Source organism: Pseudomonas sp. QTF5, from assembly GCF_000512695.2.
Classification (GTDB): Bacteria; Pseudomonadota; Gammaproteobacteria; order Pseudomonadales; family Pseudomonadaceae; genus Aquipseudomonas.
The window spans coordinates 1-15,546 of record NZ_AZRW02000041.1 but is presented as its reverse complement, the minus strand read 5'-3'; the positions used below and the strand labels follow the sequence as shown (position 1 = coordinate 15,546).

Annotated in this window: 15 protein-coding genes and 1 pseudogene; 8 read left to right on the top strand and 8 right to left on the bottom strand. The window is 59.6% G+C overall.

Annotated features, from left to right (window positions below; genetic code table 11):
• The first annotated feature begins 124 nt into the window (after positions 1-124).
• Positions 125-1,186: an AraC family transcriptional regulator gene (locus tag IC37_RS24005; protein WP_081729328.1), complete on the top strand. Its 1,062-nt coding sequence runs from the start codon at positions 125-127 to the stop codon at positions 1,184-1,186.
• On the opposite strand, the gene IC37_RS24000 is transcribed toward IC37_RS24005, so the two are convergent.
• Entirely contained in the window at positions 1,143-2,597 is a 1,455-nt protein-coding gene (locus tag IC37_RS24000) for a TrkH family potassium uptake protein (RefSeq protein ID WP_030130056.1), read from the bottom strand. The two genes, IC37_RS24005 and IC37_RS24000, sit on opposite strands and share 44 nt — an antisense overlap.
• A gap of 122 nt (positions 2,598-2,719) precedes the next feature.
• Here IC37_RS24000 and IC37_RS23995 point away from each other — a divergent pair, with 122 nt between their 5' ends.
• Positions 2,720-3,286 (top strand): NAD(P)H nitroreductase, encoded by a 567-nt coding sequence (locus IC37_RS23995; RefSeq protein ID WP_030130055.1) that lies wholly within the window; start codon positions 2,720-2,722, stop codon positions 3,284-3,286.
• 108 nt (positions 3,287-3,394) lie between these two features.
• Here the strand turns inward: IC37_RS23995 and IC37_RS23990 are convergent, their stop codons facing one another.
• The 6 genes from IC37_RS23990 to IC37_RS23965 all read right to left on the bottom strand — a co-directional run bounded on the left by IC37_RS23990 (position 3,395) and on the right by IC37_RS23965 (position 7,768).
• The gene (locus tag IC37_RS23990) at positions 3,395-4,735 is read right to left on the bottom strand and encodes a HAMP domain-containing sensor histidine kinase (protein ID WP_030130054.1); all 1,341 of its coding nucleotides are present in this window, start codon (positions 4,733-4,735) and stop codon (positions 3,395-3,397) included.
• Positions 4,736-4,910: 175 nt separating this feature from the next.
• Positions 4,911-5,360 (bottom strand): Spy/CpxP family protein refolding chaperone, encoded by a 450-nt coding sequence (locus IC37_RS23985; protein ID WP_030130053.1) that lies wholly within the window; start codon positions 5,358-5,360, stop codon positions 4,911-4,913.
• A 304-nt stretch (positions 5,361-5,664) separates the two neighbouring features.
• Positions 5,665-6,342: a response regulator transcription factor gene (locus IC37_RS23980; protein WP_008010984.1), complete on the bottom strand. Its 678-nt coding sequence runs from the start codon at positions 6,340-6,342 to the stop codon at positions 5,665-5,667.
• A gap of 7 nt (positions 6,343-6,349) precedes the next feature.
• Positions 6,350-6,760 (bottom strand): hypothetical protein, encoded by a 411-nt coding sequence (locus IC37_RS23975; RefSeq protein WP_030130052.1) that lies wholly within the window; start codon positions 6,758-6,760, stop codon positions 6,350-6,352.
• 110 nt (positions 6,761-6,870) lie between these two features.
• Positions 6,871-7,170: a YciI family protein gene (locus IC37_RS23970; protein WP_007984134.1), complete on the bottom strand. Its 300-nt coding sequence runs from the start codon at positions 7,168-7,170 to the stop codon at positions 6,871-6,873.
• Between the two features lies 1 nt (position 7,171).
• Entirely contained in the window at positions 7,172-7,768 is a 597-nt protein-coding gene (locus IC37_RS23965; protein ID WP_030130051.1) for a septation protein A, read from the bottom strand.
• 87 nt (positions 7,769-7,855) lie between these two features.
• Between IC37_RS23965 and IC37_RS23960 the strand changes: the two genes are divergently transcribed.
• From IC37_RS23960 to rluB, 5 genes are all read left to right on the top strand, one after another.
• Entirely contained in the window at positions 7,856-8,719 is an 864-nt protein-coding gene (locus tag IC37_RS23960) for a PHP domain-containing protein (protein WP_030130050.1), read from the top strand.
• A 13-nt stretch (positions 8,720-8,732) separates the two neighbouring features.
• Positions 8,733-9,362, top strand: coding sequence for an L-threonylcarbamoyladenylate synthase (locus IC37_RS23955; RefSeq protein ID WP_033864897.1), 630 nt, complete (start codon positions 8,733-8,735; stop codon positions 9,360-9,362).
• Between the two features lie 66 nt (positions 9,363-9,428).
• A complete protein-coding gene (locus tag IC37_RS23950) occupies positions 9,429-10,187 on the top strand; it encodes a ScpA family protein (RefSeq protein ID WP_371916349.1) in 759 nt (252 codons plus the stop codon).
• Positions 10,188-10,198: 11 nt separating this feature from the next.
• A complete protein-coding gene (scpB, locus tag IC37_RS23945) occupies positions 10,199-11,191 on the top strand; it encodes an SMC-Scp complex subunit ScpB (RefSeq protein WP_030130047.1) in 993 nt (330 codons plus the stop codon).
• A gap of 313 nt (positions 11,192-11,504) precedes the next feature.
• Positions 11,505-12,776 carry a 23S rRNA pseudouridine(2605) synthase RluB gene (gene rluB / locus IC37_RS23940; protein WP_030130046.1) on the top strand — a complete coding sequence of 424 codons (1,272 nt, stop codon included), beginning with the start codon at positions 11,505-11,507 and terminating at the stop codon, positions 12,774-12,776.
• A 233-nt stretch (positions 12,777-13,009) separates the two neighbouring features.
• Here the strand turns inward: rluB and IC37_RS23935 are convergent.
• Positions 13,010-13,141, bottom strand: a pseudogene (locus tag IC37_RS23935) (leucyl aminopeptidase); the annotation flags it as partial.
• A 784-nt stretch (positions 13,142-13,925) separates the two neighbouring features.
• On the opposite strand from IC37_RS23935, the gene IC37_RS23930 reads away from it, so the two are divergent.
• Entirely contained in the window at positions 13,926-15,347 is a 1,422-nt protein-coding gene (locus IC37_RS23930) for an amino acid permease (RefSeq protein ID WP_030130045.1), read from the top strand.
• Positions 15,348-15,546: the final 199 nt, after the last annotated feature.

The window sequence follows — 15,546 nt, the reverse complement described above, 5'->3', positions numbered from 1 at the left end:
AGCTGTCCTGCGGGTAGCCTATTTAAGTCTAGAGTGATCATTGGCATCAGCCAGTGACAATGGGCGCCACTTTAGTATCCTTCGGAATTGGGCCGTGGCATGCGGCCATCACGTAGTAAACGCCATGAGCGAACGAACGACTTCTGCAAGCTGGGCGATGGGGATTGTCAAAGCACTGGAAATGGACGGCCTGGATTGCCGGGTTCTGTTCAAACAGCTAGGGCTCGACTATGCGGCACTGGATGACCCGGATGCGCGCTTCCCGCAAGATTCCATGACGCGGCTCTGGCAGCGCGCGGTCGAGCTGTCCGGCAACCCGGCGATCGGCCTGAACATGGGCAAGGTGGTGCGACCGGCGTCCTTCCATGTCGCCGGTTATGCCTTGATGTCCAGCCAGACCCTGGCTGAAGGCTTTCAACGTCTGGTGCGTTATCAGCGAATCATCGCCGAAAGTGCTGACTTGAGTTTCCGATTGCTGGATGAGGGTTATGCGCTGATTCTGACAGTCCATGGTGACCACCTGCCGCCGACCCGACAGAGTGCCGAAGCATCAATGGCCTGCGCCCTGGCACTTTGCGGCTGGCTGACCGGCCGCACGCTCCAGCCGCGCAAAGTCTTGCTGCAAGGCGATGATCCCGTTGATCTTGAACCCTATAAACAAGCCTTCCATGCCCCGTTGATGTTCAACGCGCCTTATGACGCCTTGATCTTCCAGCGCGCTGACATGGAGGCACCGCTGCCCACCGCCAACGAGGCCATGGCGCGGTTGCACGACCGGTTTGCCGGTGAGTACCTGGCGCGATTTTCCGAGACCCGCGTGACTCACAAGGCGCGGCAGGTGTTATGCCGTCTGCTGCCCCAGGGCGAACCCAAACGCGATGCGGTGGCTCAGACGCTGCACTTGTCGCAACGCACCTTGCAGCGTCGCTTGCAGGAAGAGGGCACGAGTTTTCAGACGTTGCTGGATGACACCCGACATGAACTGGCCGAGCAATACCTGGCGCAACCGAACTTGACCCTGCTGGAAATTGCCTACTTGCTGGGTTTTGCCGATCCGAGCAACTTCTTTCGCGCCTTCCGGCGCTGGTTCGACTCCACCCCCGGCGAATACCGGATGCGGCTGATGGAAGCGCCCATACCGATTAGTGACGCCAGAACGCCGGGATGCACAGAACAAACACCGTAATGATCTCCAGCCGGCCCAGGAGCATGCCGAATGAGAGAATCCACTTCGCGGCATCCGGCAGGCTGGCGAAGTTGCCCGCCGGGCCAATGGTCTCGCCAAGCCCCGGGCCTACGCCAGACACCGTGGCGGCCGCTCCGGTAAGCGCTGTCATCCAGTCCACGCCCAGCAGCGACAGCAGCAGCGCGATGACGCAAATGGTGATAGCGAAGAAGAACGAAAAGGTCAGGATCGAGCGTACGATCTCTTCGTCGAGACGGTGGCCGTTATACTTCTGCTTGATCACCGCGCGCGGGTGAATCAACTGGTTAAGGTTGGCCTTGAGCAGAATGTAGGCAACCTGGAAGCGGAAAATCTTGATCCCGCCGGCGGTCGAACCTGAGCAGCCGCCAACAAACCCCAGATAAAAGAACAGCATCAGTGAGAAATTGCCCCAGAGGCTGTAGTCCCCCAGTGCAAAACCGGTGGTGGTCACCACCGATGTCACGTTCAGCGCCACATGCCGCAAGGCCTCCAGCCAGTGCAGTTGGGTGGTCCACCAGTACCAGGTGCCGAGCACCAGCCAGGTCACCAACAGCATGCCGAGCAGGCCTTGAACCTGTTCGTCCTTGATTAGCGCCCGACGATTACCGCGCAACGTGGCGACATACAGGGTGAACGGCAGGGCACCGAGAATCATGATGACGATCGCGACCCAATGCACCGCTGGCTCCGGCCACTTGGCCAAAGACTGGTCGGAGGTGGAGAAGCCGCCGGTGGAGATCGCCGACATCGCGTGATTGATTGCATCGAACGGGCTCATTCCGGCCCACCAGAACGCCAGGCTGCCGAAAATGGTGATGCCGATGTAGGCCGCAACGATCAAACGCGCCACCATGTGCGAACGGGGCATGACCTTTTCGGAACGGTCCGACGACTCGGTCTGAAACAGCCGCATGCCACCGATGCGCAGCAATGGCAAAATCGCTACCGCCATACCGATAAAACCGATGCCGCCGATCCAGTGCAGCAATGAGCGCCACATCAGGATACCGGGGGACATGTTGTCCAGGCCGTTGAGCACCGTCGCTCCAGTGGCGGTGATGCCGGACATGCTTTCGAAGAACGAGTCGGTGTAGCTGATGTGTTGGGTCAGCAAGAACGGCAGGGCGGCGAAGATGCACACCACCAGCCAGCTGCTGACGGTCAGCAGGTACATGTCTCGCGGGCGCAGATGGATGTGCTCGGGGCGCCCGGGTATTACCAGGGCCAGGCCGGCGACAAAGGTGATCATGCTGGCCCAGAGGAACGACGGCAGATCGCTGGTGCGTTCGAAGATCACCAGCGTGGCCATGGGCACGACCATGGCGATGGCCAGCGTGATCAGAAAGATGCCGATAATGAAACCAATGATCCGTAAGGTCGGCAACGCCATGAAGTCCGCTCGGGCTGATAGTGGGAAGGGCGCCATTCTACCTGCGGGGCAGGGCATGTAAACCGGCAGCCTTACGGCACTTACCGCTAGAATAGCCAGACATTTTCTACAGGAGGTGGCCGATGCAGGCTCTCGACGCTTTGCTCAACCGTGTTTCCGTCCCACGACTGCTCGATCCGGCGCCCACTGCCGAGCAACGGGAAGTGCTGTTTGCCGCCGCGATGCGCGCGCCAGACCATGGCCATTTGCAGCCTTGGCGCTTCCTGACAGTCGAAGGCGCGGCGCGCGAGCAAATGGGTGAGTTGCTGGCCGAAGCGGCGAAGCTGCAAGACAGTGATGTGTCCGAGGCCTTGCTGGACAAGGCGCGCAACGGCCCGTTGCGTGCGCCACTGGTGGTTGTAGTGATTGCGCGTTTGCAGGAGCACGACAAGTATCCCAAGTCCGAGCAACTGTTGGCGGCCGGTTGTGCAGCTCACGGGATTTTGCTGGCGGCCTACGCGCAAGGCATTGGCGCGGTGTGGCGTACTGGTGAGCTGGCTTATTCGGCGCATGTGGCCAAAGGCTTGGGATTGGCGGAAGGGGAACAGGTGATTGCGTTTCTTTACCTTGGCACGCCGCAGAAAGAACCGCGGGTTGCGGAGAAGGTTGATTTGACCAAGTTTGTTAGCGCCTGGCCCGGTAAGGCCTGAAGGCGTAGATTCAATGTGGGAGCGGGCTTGCTCGCGAAAGCGGTGTGTCAGGCAACGATGATGTCGACTGACACTCCGTCTTCGCGAGCAAGCCCGCTCCCACAGGGTTCAGGGTTGAACCACCGCCCCCGGCACCAACGGCAACTCCAGGCTGGCAATAAACCCGCCCTGCGGGTGATTGGCCAGCACCAGACTGCCGCCATGCCGCTCCGCCGCACGGCGCGCAATGGCCAACCCCAGGCCATGCCCGGCCGCTGTCTGGCCTGGTGCCCGATAGAACGGTTCTCCCAGCTGATTCAAATGCTCGGCCTCTACACCGGGGCCGTGATCGCGCACGCTGACTACAATCCTGTCGCCCTGACGCAACGCCTGCATTTCGATCGGTTGCCCGACCGGGTTAAAGCGCTGGGCATTACGCAGCAGGTTGTCCACGGCACGCTCGATCATGGTCGGCCAGCCTCTGAGGTTCAGCTGTGGCTCAGCCTCAAGACGCACGTTCTGCTCTGGCAAGCCCAACTGCGCATCTTTTTGCAGGGTATTGAGCAGCGCGTTGAGATCTACCTCTTCAGCACTGGCGTTGTCGGCATCGACGCGCGCCAGTACCAGGATTTCGCTGATCAGCGCTTCCAGTCGATCGCACTCACGGGTCAGGCGTGGCCAGAGTTTTTCCCGCTCCTCAGGATTGGCCCGCTCGGCCAGTGCCAAGGCAATGCGCAGTCGGGCCAAGGGTGAACGCAACTCGTGAGACACGTCCCGCAGTAATTGTCGCTGGCTGCCTATCAGGCTTTGCAGGCGCGCGCCCATGCGGTTGAAGTCGTTGGCGAGCACACCGAATTCATCGCGGCGGTTGGCCAGTTGCGCCAGGCTGTTCTGTTGATACGTCGTCTGCCCCAAGTCATGCACCGCACCGCGCAAACGGCTCAGCGGTCGGGTGATGGAAAAGGTCACCAGCAGGCTGAACAGGGTCAGCACCACCAATGCGATACCCAGCGCACTCAACGGCCAGAGCAGGCTTTCACGGTGCCAGGCATCCAGTTCCGGGTGCGGAATGCGGTAGATCAGCAGGTAGGTGTCGCCCGTCTTGGCGCTGGTGTATTCATCGGTCAGACGCCGCCAGGGCAGGCGCCGATCATCGTTTTGCTGCCGTGCTTCGAAGGCTGCTGCACGCCGAGGGAAGGTACCGCGTACCACAGGGTCCCCCGTCTCGTTGAGCACCTGAACGTCGATGTGATACTGGCGCTTGCGCTGCTCCAGAATGTCCTGGGCGGCATCTTCGCCCTGGCTTTCGTAGGTTTGCGTCCACAGTTCGGGCAGGTTGTTAAGGCCCGGATGGCGACTGAGAATCCACGCGTCCTGGTTGAGCATATGCCCGAGCAGAATGGAAAGCCCTGCAACCAGAGCGATGGCCAGCCAGAAGCTGGCCAGGATACGCCAGAACAATGAACGCACAGAAAATCCTCAAACAAACGCAATCCATGTGGGAGCGGGCTTGCTCGCGAAGGCGGTGTACCAGGCAACATTGATGTCGGCTGACACTCCCTCCTCGCGAGCAAGCCCGCTCCCACATTAAATCGAGTGGCAACAAACCCAACGGGGTTTGGCCGTTGGGTTCAGGGTTAGCGCATTATTGCGCTTTTTGCGCTTGCTGCGCTTTCCAGGCCTTGAACTCGGCCCATTCGGCGCGACGCTCAGCCTTTTTCTTCTGGATCTCGTCGAATTGCTTCTGTTGTTCCGGCTTCAGCAGTGCGCGAACGTCGGCTTCGGCTTTCTTGTGCTTGGCCGCCATCTCGTCTTTCAGGGCTTTCTGATCGGCTGGCGAGAGCTTTTCCAGGTACTTGTCGACCAATTGCTGACGCTCATGCATCTGCTCGCCCATGATCTTGCGGATTTGCTCGCGCTGTTCGCGGCTCAGGTCCAGCTGGCTGTAAGGGCCTTTACCGTGCATGCCGTGCATCTGACCGCCGTGGCGTGAGCCGTCCATGTGATCACCCATCGGACCTGCGCCTTCAGGCATGGCCATGGCAACGGTCGGCAGGGCGGCAGCAAACATCAGAGCGATAAGAGTCTTGCGCATGGTGTATCTCCTTGTCTCGTTCCCGGTACGTTCCGGATGTGTGCAGATTACGCAGATCAAGGTCAGCGGCGGTCAGCGGAGCGTAAAGCTTGGGTAAAGAGGGTCTTGTGCCGACCTGACAAAACTCCATGTGCAGGCACCCGTCTGTGGCGAGAGAGCTTGCTGTGGCGAGGGAGCTGTTGTGGCGAGGGAGCTCCCGCTGGACTGCGTAGCAGTCCCCTTCTTTTTAGGTAAAGAGTGGGGCCGCTTCGCAGCCCAGCGGGAGCAAGCTCCCTCGCCACAGGTTGCTCTTGTCCACTCGTTCTTACAGGCTGTAGTAGTAACCGCGACTGCGCAGGGCCACGATGCGCGGGCGACCGTCGGGGTGCGGGCCGATTTTTTTGCGCAGGTTACTCACGTGCATGTCCAGGCTGCGGTCGTACAGGGTCAGTTTGCGGCCGAGGGCGATTTGCGCCAGTTCCTGTTTATCCAGCGGTTCGCCGGGCTGCTTGAGCAGGGCTTCGAGCAGACGACTTTCGGAGACGGTGAGGGTGAATTCCTGTTCATCGATGCTGACCACGCCACGCACCGGGCTGAAGCACAAGTCACCCAATTCGAGCTGGCTGGAGACTGCCGTCGGATGACTGCGGCGCAACACCGCGCGCAGGCGCGCGGTCAGTTCCCGTGGGTCGCACGGTTTGGCAAGGTAATCGTCGGCACCGAGTTCCAGGCCGAGGATGCGGTCCAGCGGTTCGCCACGGGCCGAGAGCATCAGCACCGGCAAATCCGGATGGTCACTGCGCAGTTGCTTGAGCAGCTCAAGGCCACTGCCGTCCGGCAGCATCACGTCCAGCACCACGGCTGCCGGGGACGTTTCGGCCAGCGCCCGGCGCGCGCTCTGGCCATCGTGGCAGGCGCGGACTTGAAAGCCTTCCTGGCTTAGCCAACTACTCAGGAGCTCACACAGCTCCTGGTCATCATCAATTAATAACAGCTCGCTCATGACTCACTCAATTTAGCCATTGCCGACGTGTTCTACGTGCACCACTGGCGAAGATACCGCAGAGCAGGGCCAATAGCGCTACTGCGGCACCGATAACGAACCATTGCTGCTGATCAGTCAGCAGCCGCGGCAGCGGGCTGGCCAGGGTTTCCTTGAGTTGCAGCTTCAGACGCTGATTCTCTTGGCGCAATCGGCTCAACTGGGCGCTTTCGCGTTCGCCATCGGTATTTTGCAGTTGTTTACTCAGTGCTTCTCTTTGCTGCTCGCTAGCCTTCAGGCGTTGCTGCAACTCGGTGATCTGGCTGCCGGCACTCAAGGACAGCGGCGTCGAATTGCCACCTTCGACGCTTTCTTCACCGTGGGCGGGCGCCATGATCGACAACGTCACCAACATCAGACACAACGGACCTTTGCGCATCGCAACTCCTGATTCCAATACGGGTATTGGGCAGGTTGTCGGCCGGTAAACGAGAATAATGAGCGATTGAATGCGCGATGAGCCGACAAGGCTCATCGCGAGGCAGGACACTAGGGCAGGACTTGCTTGAACGGCTTGACCAGAACATTGGCGTAGACGCCTGCAGCGATATACGGATCGGCGTCGGCCCAGGCCTGGGCGGCGCTCAGCGAATCGAATTCAGCGACGATCAGGCTGCCGGTGAAACCCGCCGCGCCCGGATCATTGCTGTCGACTGCCGGGTGCGGGCCGGCCAGTACGATACGACCTTCGCCTTTAAGCACTTGCAGGCGTTCAAGGTGCGCAGGCCGTGCGGCCAGGCGGGCTTCCAGGGAGTTGGCGACGTCTGTGGCAATGATTGCGTAAAGCATGTCAGTCCTCGGTTTTTGGCGTGGTGGTGTCGGCGTCGTGCAAGTGGCGGGACAGGTAAATGCCCTGGGCGACCAGGAACAGCAACGTCATGCCCAGGCTGCCGAAGACTTTGAAGTCGACCCAGTATTCCTGGAACGTGAAAGCGACGAACAGATTGGCGGCACCGCAGAACAGGAAAAAGCCGATCCAGGCGATGTTCAGACGGGTCCAGACCGGTTCCGGCAGGGTCAGCGCGTGGCCCATGATGCGTTTGATCAGCAGTTGATCACCGATGAAGTGGCTGCCGATGAACCCGAGGGCGAACAGCCAGTTGACCACCGGGGCTTTCCATTTCAGGAAGGTCTCGCTGTGGAACGCCAGGGTCAGGCTGCCGAAGACAAGGCAGGCGATGAGGGTCAGCCACTGGCTCTTCTCCAGCTTGCGCTGCTTGATGAACAGCGTGCCATAGACCGCCAGGGAGCTGATGATCAGCACTGCGGTGGCGCTGTAAATACCACCGACAGACAGTTGATAACCGCCGATGTCGACGACCCGTGGATCGATTTTGAAGACGATGAAAAACAGCAGAAGCGGGATGAAGTCGATGAATTGTTTCACAGTGGCAGCCAGAAGCAGGATGTGGCGGCATAATAACAAACATATTGACGCGCGATAGCGTCAGCTGATTTGAGGTTACACAGTCCTGTGAATGTTGATTTGCACTGCCATAGCACGGCTTCCGATGGCGCCCTCGCGCCTGCGGTACTGGTTGCGCGTGCGTTCGAGAAAGGCGTGCGAGTCCTGGCCTTGACCGATCACGACACCCTTGAAGGCCTCGACGAGGCCCGTAGCGCCGCGACGGCGCTGGGGATGCAACTGGTCAATGGCGTCGAATTGTCCTGCACCTGGGGCGGGGCGACCATTCACGTGCTGGGCTACGGTTTCGACGTCAATGCGCCGCCGTTGGTCGAGGCCATCGCAAAATTGCACGATGGCCGCTGGTTACGGTCCGAAGAAATAAGCCGCAAGTTGGCGTTGAAAGGCATGCCGGGGGCGCTTGACGGTGCCCGGGCCATTCAACAAGAGCTGGGCGACAGCGGTAATGCGCCGGCCCGTCCGCACTTCGCCGACTGGATGGTGCGCGAAGGTTTCGTCAAGGATCGCGCCGAAGCGTTCCGCAAATGGCTGGGCGCCGGCAAACTGGGGGACGTCAAACAACACTGGCCGACCCTGGAAGACACCGTCGAAACCCTGCGCGCCGCGGGTGCCTGGGTCAGCCTGGCGCATCCCTGGCACTACGATTTCACTCGCAGCAAGCGTCGTCGCCTGATTGCCGACTATATTCAAGCAGGGGGCCACGCGATTGAAGTGGTCAATGGTCATCAACCCGCCGAACAGGTGGGCAGCCTGGCGATTCTAGCCCGCGAGTTTGGTCTGCTGGTCAGCGCCGGCAGTGATTTTCATGGCCCTGGAGGCTGGTCCGAGATCGGTGAATACCGCCCGCTCCCGGAGGATCTGCCACCACTGTGGTGTCGATTCAAACATGACCCAATTATTGCCGTCGTCTGAACAGGTAGAGAATGTGAGTCAATTTTTCCAGATTCATCCGGAAAACCCGCAAGCGCGCCTGATCAAACAGGCTGTCGAGATCATCCGCAACGGCGGGGTGGTGATTTATCCCACAGACTCTTCCTACGCCATTGGTTGCCAGATCGGCGACAAGAATGCCGTGGAGCGCGTGCGCCGGCTACGTCAGCTGGATGATAAGCACAACTTCGCGCTGATCTGCAGCGACCTGTCGCAGTTGGGGCTGTTTGCCAAGATCGACACCGGCACCTTCCGTGTGCTCAAGGCTCACTTGCCTGGCCCTTACACCTTCATTCTCAACGCCACCCGCGAAGTCCCGCGGTTGTTGCTGCACCCGAAAAAACGCACCATCGGCCTGCGTGTTCCGAGCCATCCGATTGCGTTGGCGCTGCTGGAGCAGCTCGGCGAGCCGCTGATGAGCGTGACCCTGATCATGCCCGGCGACACTGACCCGCTGACCGATCCCCACGAGATGCGGCAGTTGCTCGAGCATCAGGTGGACCTGATCATCGACGGCGGTTTCGGCGGGATCAAGGCGTCTACCGTGATCAGCCTCGCCGACGGCGAGCCGGAAGTCATCCGCGTCGGTTGCGGCGACCCTGCGCCCTTCATGGCCGAGGCCTAGATGTCTGCAGTAGAACCAGAACCTATCGACAGCCAGGCCGGCGCCCAGCAAGAACTGCCTTTCGCCATGGTCTATGGTCAGGCAGTCATGGAAATGCCGCTGGACCTGTACATCCCGCCGGATGCGCTCGAGGTCTTTCTTGAGGCCTTCGAAGGCCCGCTCGACTTGCTGCTGTACCTGATCCGCAAACAGAACATCAACATCCTCGACATTCCGGTGGCGGAAATTACCCGGCAGTACATGGGCTATGTCGAGTTGATGCAGTCGGTGCGCCTGGAACTGGCCGCCGAGTACCTGGTGATGGCCGCGATGCTCGCCGAGATCAAGTCGCGGATGTTGCTGCCGCGGGCTGAAACGATCGAAAACGAAGAAGACGATCCCCGCGCCGAACTGATCCGCCGCTTGCAGGAGTACGAACGCTTCAAGGCTGCCGCCGAAGGCATCGATGGCCTGAGCCGCGTCGGCCGCGACGTGGTGGTGCCCAAGCTTGATGCCCCAGAGGCCCGGGCGCGCAAGTTGTTGCCGGATGTGAGTCTGGCAGAGTTGCTGATGTCCATGGGCGAAGTCTTGCGCCGTGGCGACATGTTCGAAAGCCACCAGGTCAGCCGCGAGGCGCTGTCCACCCGAGAGCGCATGAGCGATGTACTGGAACGGCTCAAGGGTGGCGGTTTTGTGCCGTTTGTCGAGCTGTTCACCGCTGAAGAAGGGCGCCTGGGGGTGGTGGTGACCTTTATGGCGATCCTCGAACTGGTCAAGGAATCCTTGGTCGAGCTGGTGCAGAATGAGCCGTTCGCGGCGATCCATGTCCGGGCCCGAGCCGAATAACGAGTTGAATCATGAACCTGACTGAACCCCGCGAGCTGGCGCCATTGCTTGAAGCCTTTCTGTTGGCCTCGGGAAAACCGCAATCGCTTGAACGCCTGTTCGAACTCTTCGAAGAAGGCGAGCGGCCCGAGCCACCGGTTTTCAAGAAAGCGCTGACGATTCTGGCCAAGTCCTGCGATGGCCGTGCTTTCGAGTTGAAGGAAGTCGCCTCCGGGTATCGCCTGCAGATCCGCGAAAAGTTCGCGCCGTGGGTAGGGCGTTTGTGGGAAGAGCGGCCGCAGCGCTATTCCCGCGCCATGCTCGAAACCATGGCCCTGATCGCCTATCGCCAGCCAATCACCCGGGGCGAGATCGAAGACGTGCGCGGCGTAGCGGTCAACAGCCACATCGTGAAAACCCTGCTGGAGCGTGAGTGGATCCGCATCGTCGGTTATCGCGACGTGCCCGGCAAACCGGCGATGTTCGCCACCACCAAGGCTTTTCTCGATCACTTCAACCTGAAGAACCTCGACGACCTGCCGCCGCTTGCCGAACTGCGTGAACTGGAGCCTGATCCTGTCCTCGATTTCGACGACGCGCCGGTTCCAGCTGGGTTGCAAGAACTGGCCGATGCCAGCGCTGAACTGGAGGAGCCCAAGGAAGAAACCAGTTTCCATACATTGTTGCTGGAACTGGACACCATGGAAGAGGGGCTCAAGACCGATTTCGACGATTTGCTGCGGGATGGGGCGGTGACCGAGAACGAAGGCGAGTTGGCGGAGCCCGAGCCTGAAACCGAAGTTGAACCTCAGGTTGAGGCTGAAGCCGAAGTCGAATCAGAACAGGAACCAGAGCCAGAACAGGAAGATGACATTCTTGGCGTTGCCGAAGCTCGCGAAAAGCTCCTGGCCGCCGTCGCCGCGCTCGAACAGTCGAAACCCGAGCCCGAGTTGACCGACGAAGACGCCGAAGCCAAGGCTCTGGCAGAAGCAATCGAAAACGAACGCCGCCTACTCGAAGACTGACACGAATCCAATGTGGGAGCGGGCTTGCTCGCGAAGGGGCCGGCACATTCAACATTGATGTTGCCTGACACAACGCCTTCGCGAGCAAGCCCGCTCCCACATTGGTTCTCTATTGAATTCGAAATTGGCGCCACCGGTCGGCGGAAAATCAAGTAAGTCTCCATTGATCAGCTAGTCTCTGATGCGCGAACGTCTCCATGAGCGTATGATTCGCGACCCTTCGGCGATCCCTTCGCCAAAGTACACAGATTTATAACTCTTCAGGACCCTCAATCCAGAGCATCCTGAACAGACCACACCGGGAGGTGCCCAGATGAGTATCAACGACCAGAAAGACGACCAGGAAATCGGCCCAGCAGGCGAAAAGCTGCAGAAAGTCCTCGCCCGTATCGGCGTCGGCTCGCGCCGTGACGTAGAAGCCTGGATCAGCCACGGCCGCATCAAGGTCAATGGCAAAGATGCCACCCTCGGCCAGCGTGTCGACATGCATGACGCCATCACCATCGATGGCAAGGTGATCAAGCGCGAAGAAGCCGCCGAGTCGGTACGCCGTGTGATCATGTACAACAAACCCGACGGTGAAATCTGCACCCGTGTCGACCCGGAAGGCCGTCCGACCGTGTTCGACAAGATGCCGCGCCCGAAAGAAGGTCGCTGGATCAACATTGGTCGTCTGGACATCAACACCACCGGTTTGCTGATGTTCACCACTGACGGTGAATTGGCCAACCGCCTGATGCATCCTTCCTACGAAATGGACCGTGAATACGCGGTACGTGTACGTGGCGAAGTCGACGACGAGATGATTGAACGCCTGAAAGCAGGCGTGGTGCTCGAAGACGGCCCGGCCAAGTTCACCGACATTAAACAGGCGCCGGGTGGCGAAGGTTTCAACCACTGGTACCACTGCGTGGTGATGGAAGGTCGTAATCGCGAAGTCCGTCGTCTGTGGGAATCCCAGGGCCTGGTGGTCAGCCGCCTGAAGCGCGTACGTTTCGGTCCGGTGTTCCTCAATTCCGACCTGCCGATGGGCCGCTGGCGCGAAATGAGCCAGTACGAAGTCGACATTCTGAGTGCCGAGGTCGGCCTGACGCCGGTCGCGATGCCGCAGATGAACGCCAAGAGCAAGGACAAGCTCGATCGTATGCAGCGTAAATCGTCGCGTCCGATGGGCAAGACCGAACGCGTGCGTTCGTTGCGTCCAGCCATCGGTAACCAGACCGCTGCTACGCCGCGTGACTCCCGTGAACCGCAAATCGAAGGCGAGCGTCCAGCCCGCAAACCAGCAGCGCCACGCGCTGATGGCGAGCGCGGCCCACGTACGCCGCGTCCGGCCAACGGTCGCACTGAGCGTGGCGAAGGCCGTGGTGCTCCGTCCGGTGGTCGTAGCGATCGCGGTGCGCCTGCCGGTCGCGGTACGCCCGTGGCAGACCGCCCGGCCGACACCAAGCGCCCGGCCAAACCGGCGTCGAAGAAACGCCCAGGCATCGTGCTGGTCGACCGTGACGCGCCATCGGGCAAACGCCGCGGCGCACCAGCCGGTTCCGGCCAGCGTCCGGGCTTCGGTCGTCGCAAGCCTGAGTAATCGATAAGCGCCCTATGAAAAACGCCATCCCTCGGGATGGCGTTTTTTTTGGGGCTGGCAAACCGGTTTCAGGAAGCAGATGAACCTGTGGCGAGGGAGCTTGCTCCCGCTGGGTCGCGAAGCGGTCCCAGAACCATTCACCTCGTTATGTCTGGTAAACCGCGTCGGCAGGTTTTGCGGCTGCTGCGCAGCCGAGCGGGAGCAAGCTCCCTCGCCATAGCGTTAGGTGTTGCTTAAAACACAAACCGTCCATCAAACAGCGGGTCATCATCGAGCGCCAACACGCCACTGGAGAAGATCAGGTCCAAATGATGGCTACCCTTGGCGCCACCGCCCAAGCCAAGGTGCAAGCCGCAATGGCGCAAATTTTCATTTGAATTATTTATTCCATTTTTCGAAAGCCAATTTTCTTAATAAAAAACAGAAAACTAAGCAGGACATTTCCTTAGGAAGCTTCCTATCGTCAATTTACAGTCAGTTGGCTTTTCGATCTGCTTTGGAAAATTTACGTTACGCCTTGTCAATAAAACCTTACGCAAAGCGCGCTTAAACCCCGTGGAATACCGCGCGGGAAAGGTCTGTAAGGAAAACCTTCCGCCAGCCGCCGGGTTTGTAGTCTTCAAGGGCTCTGGCACGCTTGTTTCAGCAGCGTATGAAGGGTGAGATGCGCCCCATGCCTGTCGTGCAGGTGCATAACAAGAAGGAGGCGCAATGAACGCCGTGACTCATCTCCATCTCACCTCAAAGGGCGGTTTTTCCGCTGCCCTTATCGATGACCTGCAAAGGTCTGACTCAATTTTTGCAGTCGCCCGAGACCCTCGAGGCGGACACAGGCAATCCCGGCAACCGACGCGCTGATCCAGCGGTGTCTGGCAGCAGGGGGTTACAGGTGTACAATGCGCCGCGTTTTAACTGTGACCCTCTGCGCAACAGCGCAAACTTCAAGGCTACCCGCCTTGTTCACTCCGCCGCGTCACGAGCGTGTCGGGTTCGATTTCGTCACAGATAAAAACAAACAGGTGACGCATGACTGTCGTAAAAACGCTGAACTCCTGGTGCCTGCGCTGGGGTTTGATCGGCGCTGCTTGAAATCGCAACTGAGCAGCAACGTCTACTGAACATCATCAAACCTTGCGTGAGACCTTTTTCATGAGTGGACAAAACTCGCATTCAGGCGAGCTGAAACGCGGCCTGAAAAATCGCCATATTCAACTGATCGCCCTCGGTGGCGCGATCGGTACCGGGTTGTTCCTCGGCTCGGCCGGGGTGCTTAAATCCGCCGGCCCGTCGATGATTCTCGGCTACGCCATTTGCGGCTTCATCGCTTTCATGATCATGCGCCAACTCGGCGAAATGATTGTCGAAGAGCCCGTCGCCGGTTCCTTCAGCCACTTCGCCCACAAATACTGGGGCGGTTTTGCCGGCTTCCTGTCGGGCTGGAACTGCTGGATTCTGTACATTCTGGTGGGCATGTCCGAGCTGACCGCGGTCGGCAAATACATCCACTACTGGGCGCCGGATATCCCGACTTGGGTCTCGGCAGCCGGTTTCTTCGTGTTGATCAACCTGATCAACCTGGCCAACGTCAAAGTCTTTGGCGAGGCCGAGTTCTGGTTCGCGATCATCAAGGTCGTGGCGATTGTCGGCATGATTGCCTTGGGCAGCTATCTGCTGGTCAGCGGCAACGGCGGCCCGCAAGCCTCTGTGACCAACCTGTGGGAACACGGCGGCTTCTTCCCGAACGGCGTTAGCGGACTGGTGATGGCCATGGCAATCATCATGTTCTCCTTCGGCGGCCTGGAAATGCTCGGTTTCACCGCCGCTGAAGCCGACAAGCCGAAAACCGTGATCCCGAAAGCGATCAATCAGGTGATCTACCGGATCCTGATTTTCTACATCGGTGCGCTGGTGGTCCTGCTGTCGCTGACCCCTTGGGACAGCCTGCTGACGACGTTGAACGCGTCTGGCGATGCCTACAGCGGCAGCCCGTTCGTGCAAGTGTTCTCGATGCTCGGCAGCAACACAGCCGCGCACATCCTCAACTTCGTGGTCCTGACCGCGGCGCTGTCGGTGTACAACAGCGGCACCTACTGCAACAGCCGCATGCTGCTGGGCATGGCCGAGCAAGGTGATGCGCCGAAAGCCCTGTCGAAGATCGACAAGCGTGGCGTGCCAGTGCGTTCGATCCTGGCGTCGGCTGCCGTGACCCTGGTCGCGGTGCTGCTGAACTACCTGGTTCCGCAACATGCACTGGAACTGTTGATGTCGTTGGTGGTTGCGACCCTGGTGATCAACTGGGCGATGATCAGCTTCTCGCACTTCAAGTTCCGTCAGCACATGAACAAGACTAAGCAAACGCCGCTGTTCAAGGCCCTGTGGTACCCATACGGCAACTACATCTGCCTGGCGTTCGTGGCGTTCATCCTTGGTGTGATGCTGCTGATCCCGGGCATCCAGATCTCGGTGTATGCGATTCCGGTGTGGGTTGCCTTCATGTGGATCTGTTACGGCATCAAGAACAAGCGTAGTGCGCAGCAGGCGTTGCAGGCTGCAGGTTCCGCTGCCAAGTAAGTGCTGAGCGCAAAAACAACAAACCCGGCCAAGCGCCGGGTTTTTTGTGGGCGATGCAAAAAACATTGGACTTGCACGGACCCCCTGTGGGAGCGGGCTTGCTCGCGAAAGCGGAGTATCAGTCGACATCAATATTGCCTGACACACCGCTTTCGCGAGCAAGCTGATCTGGCCTAATGAAATTGGACACCTCAATAGG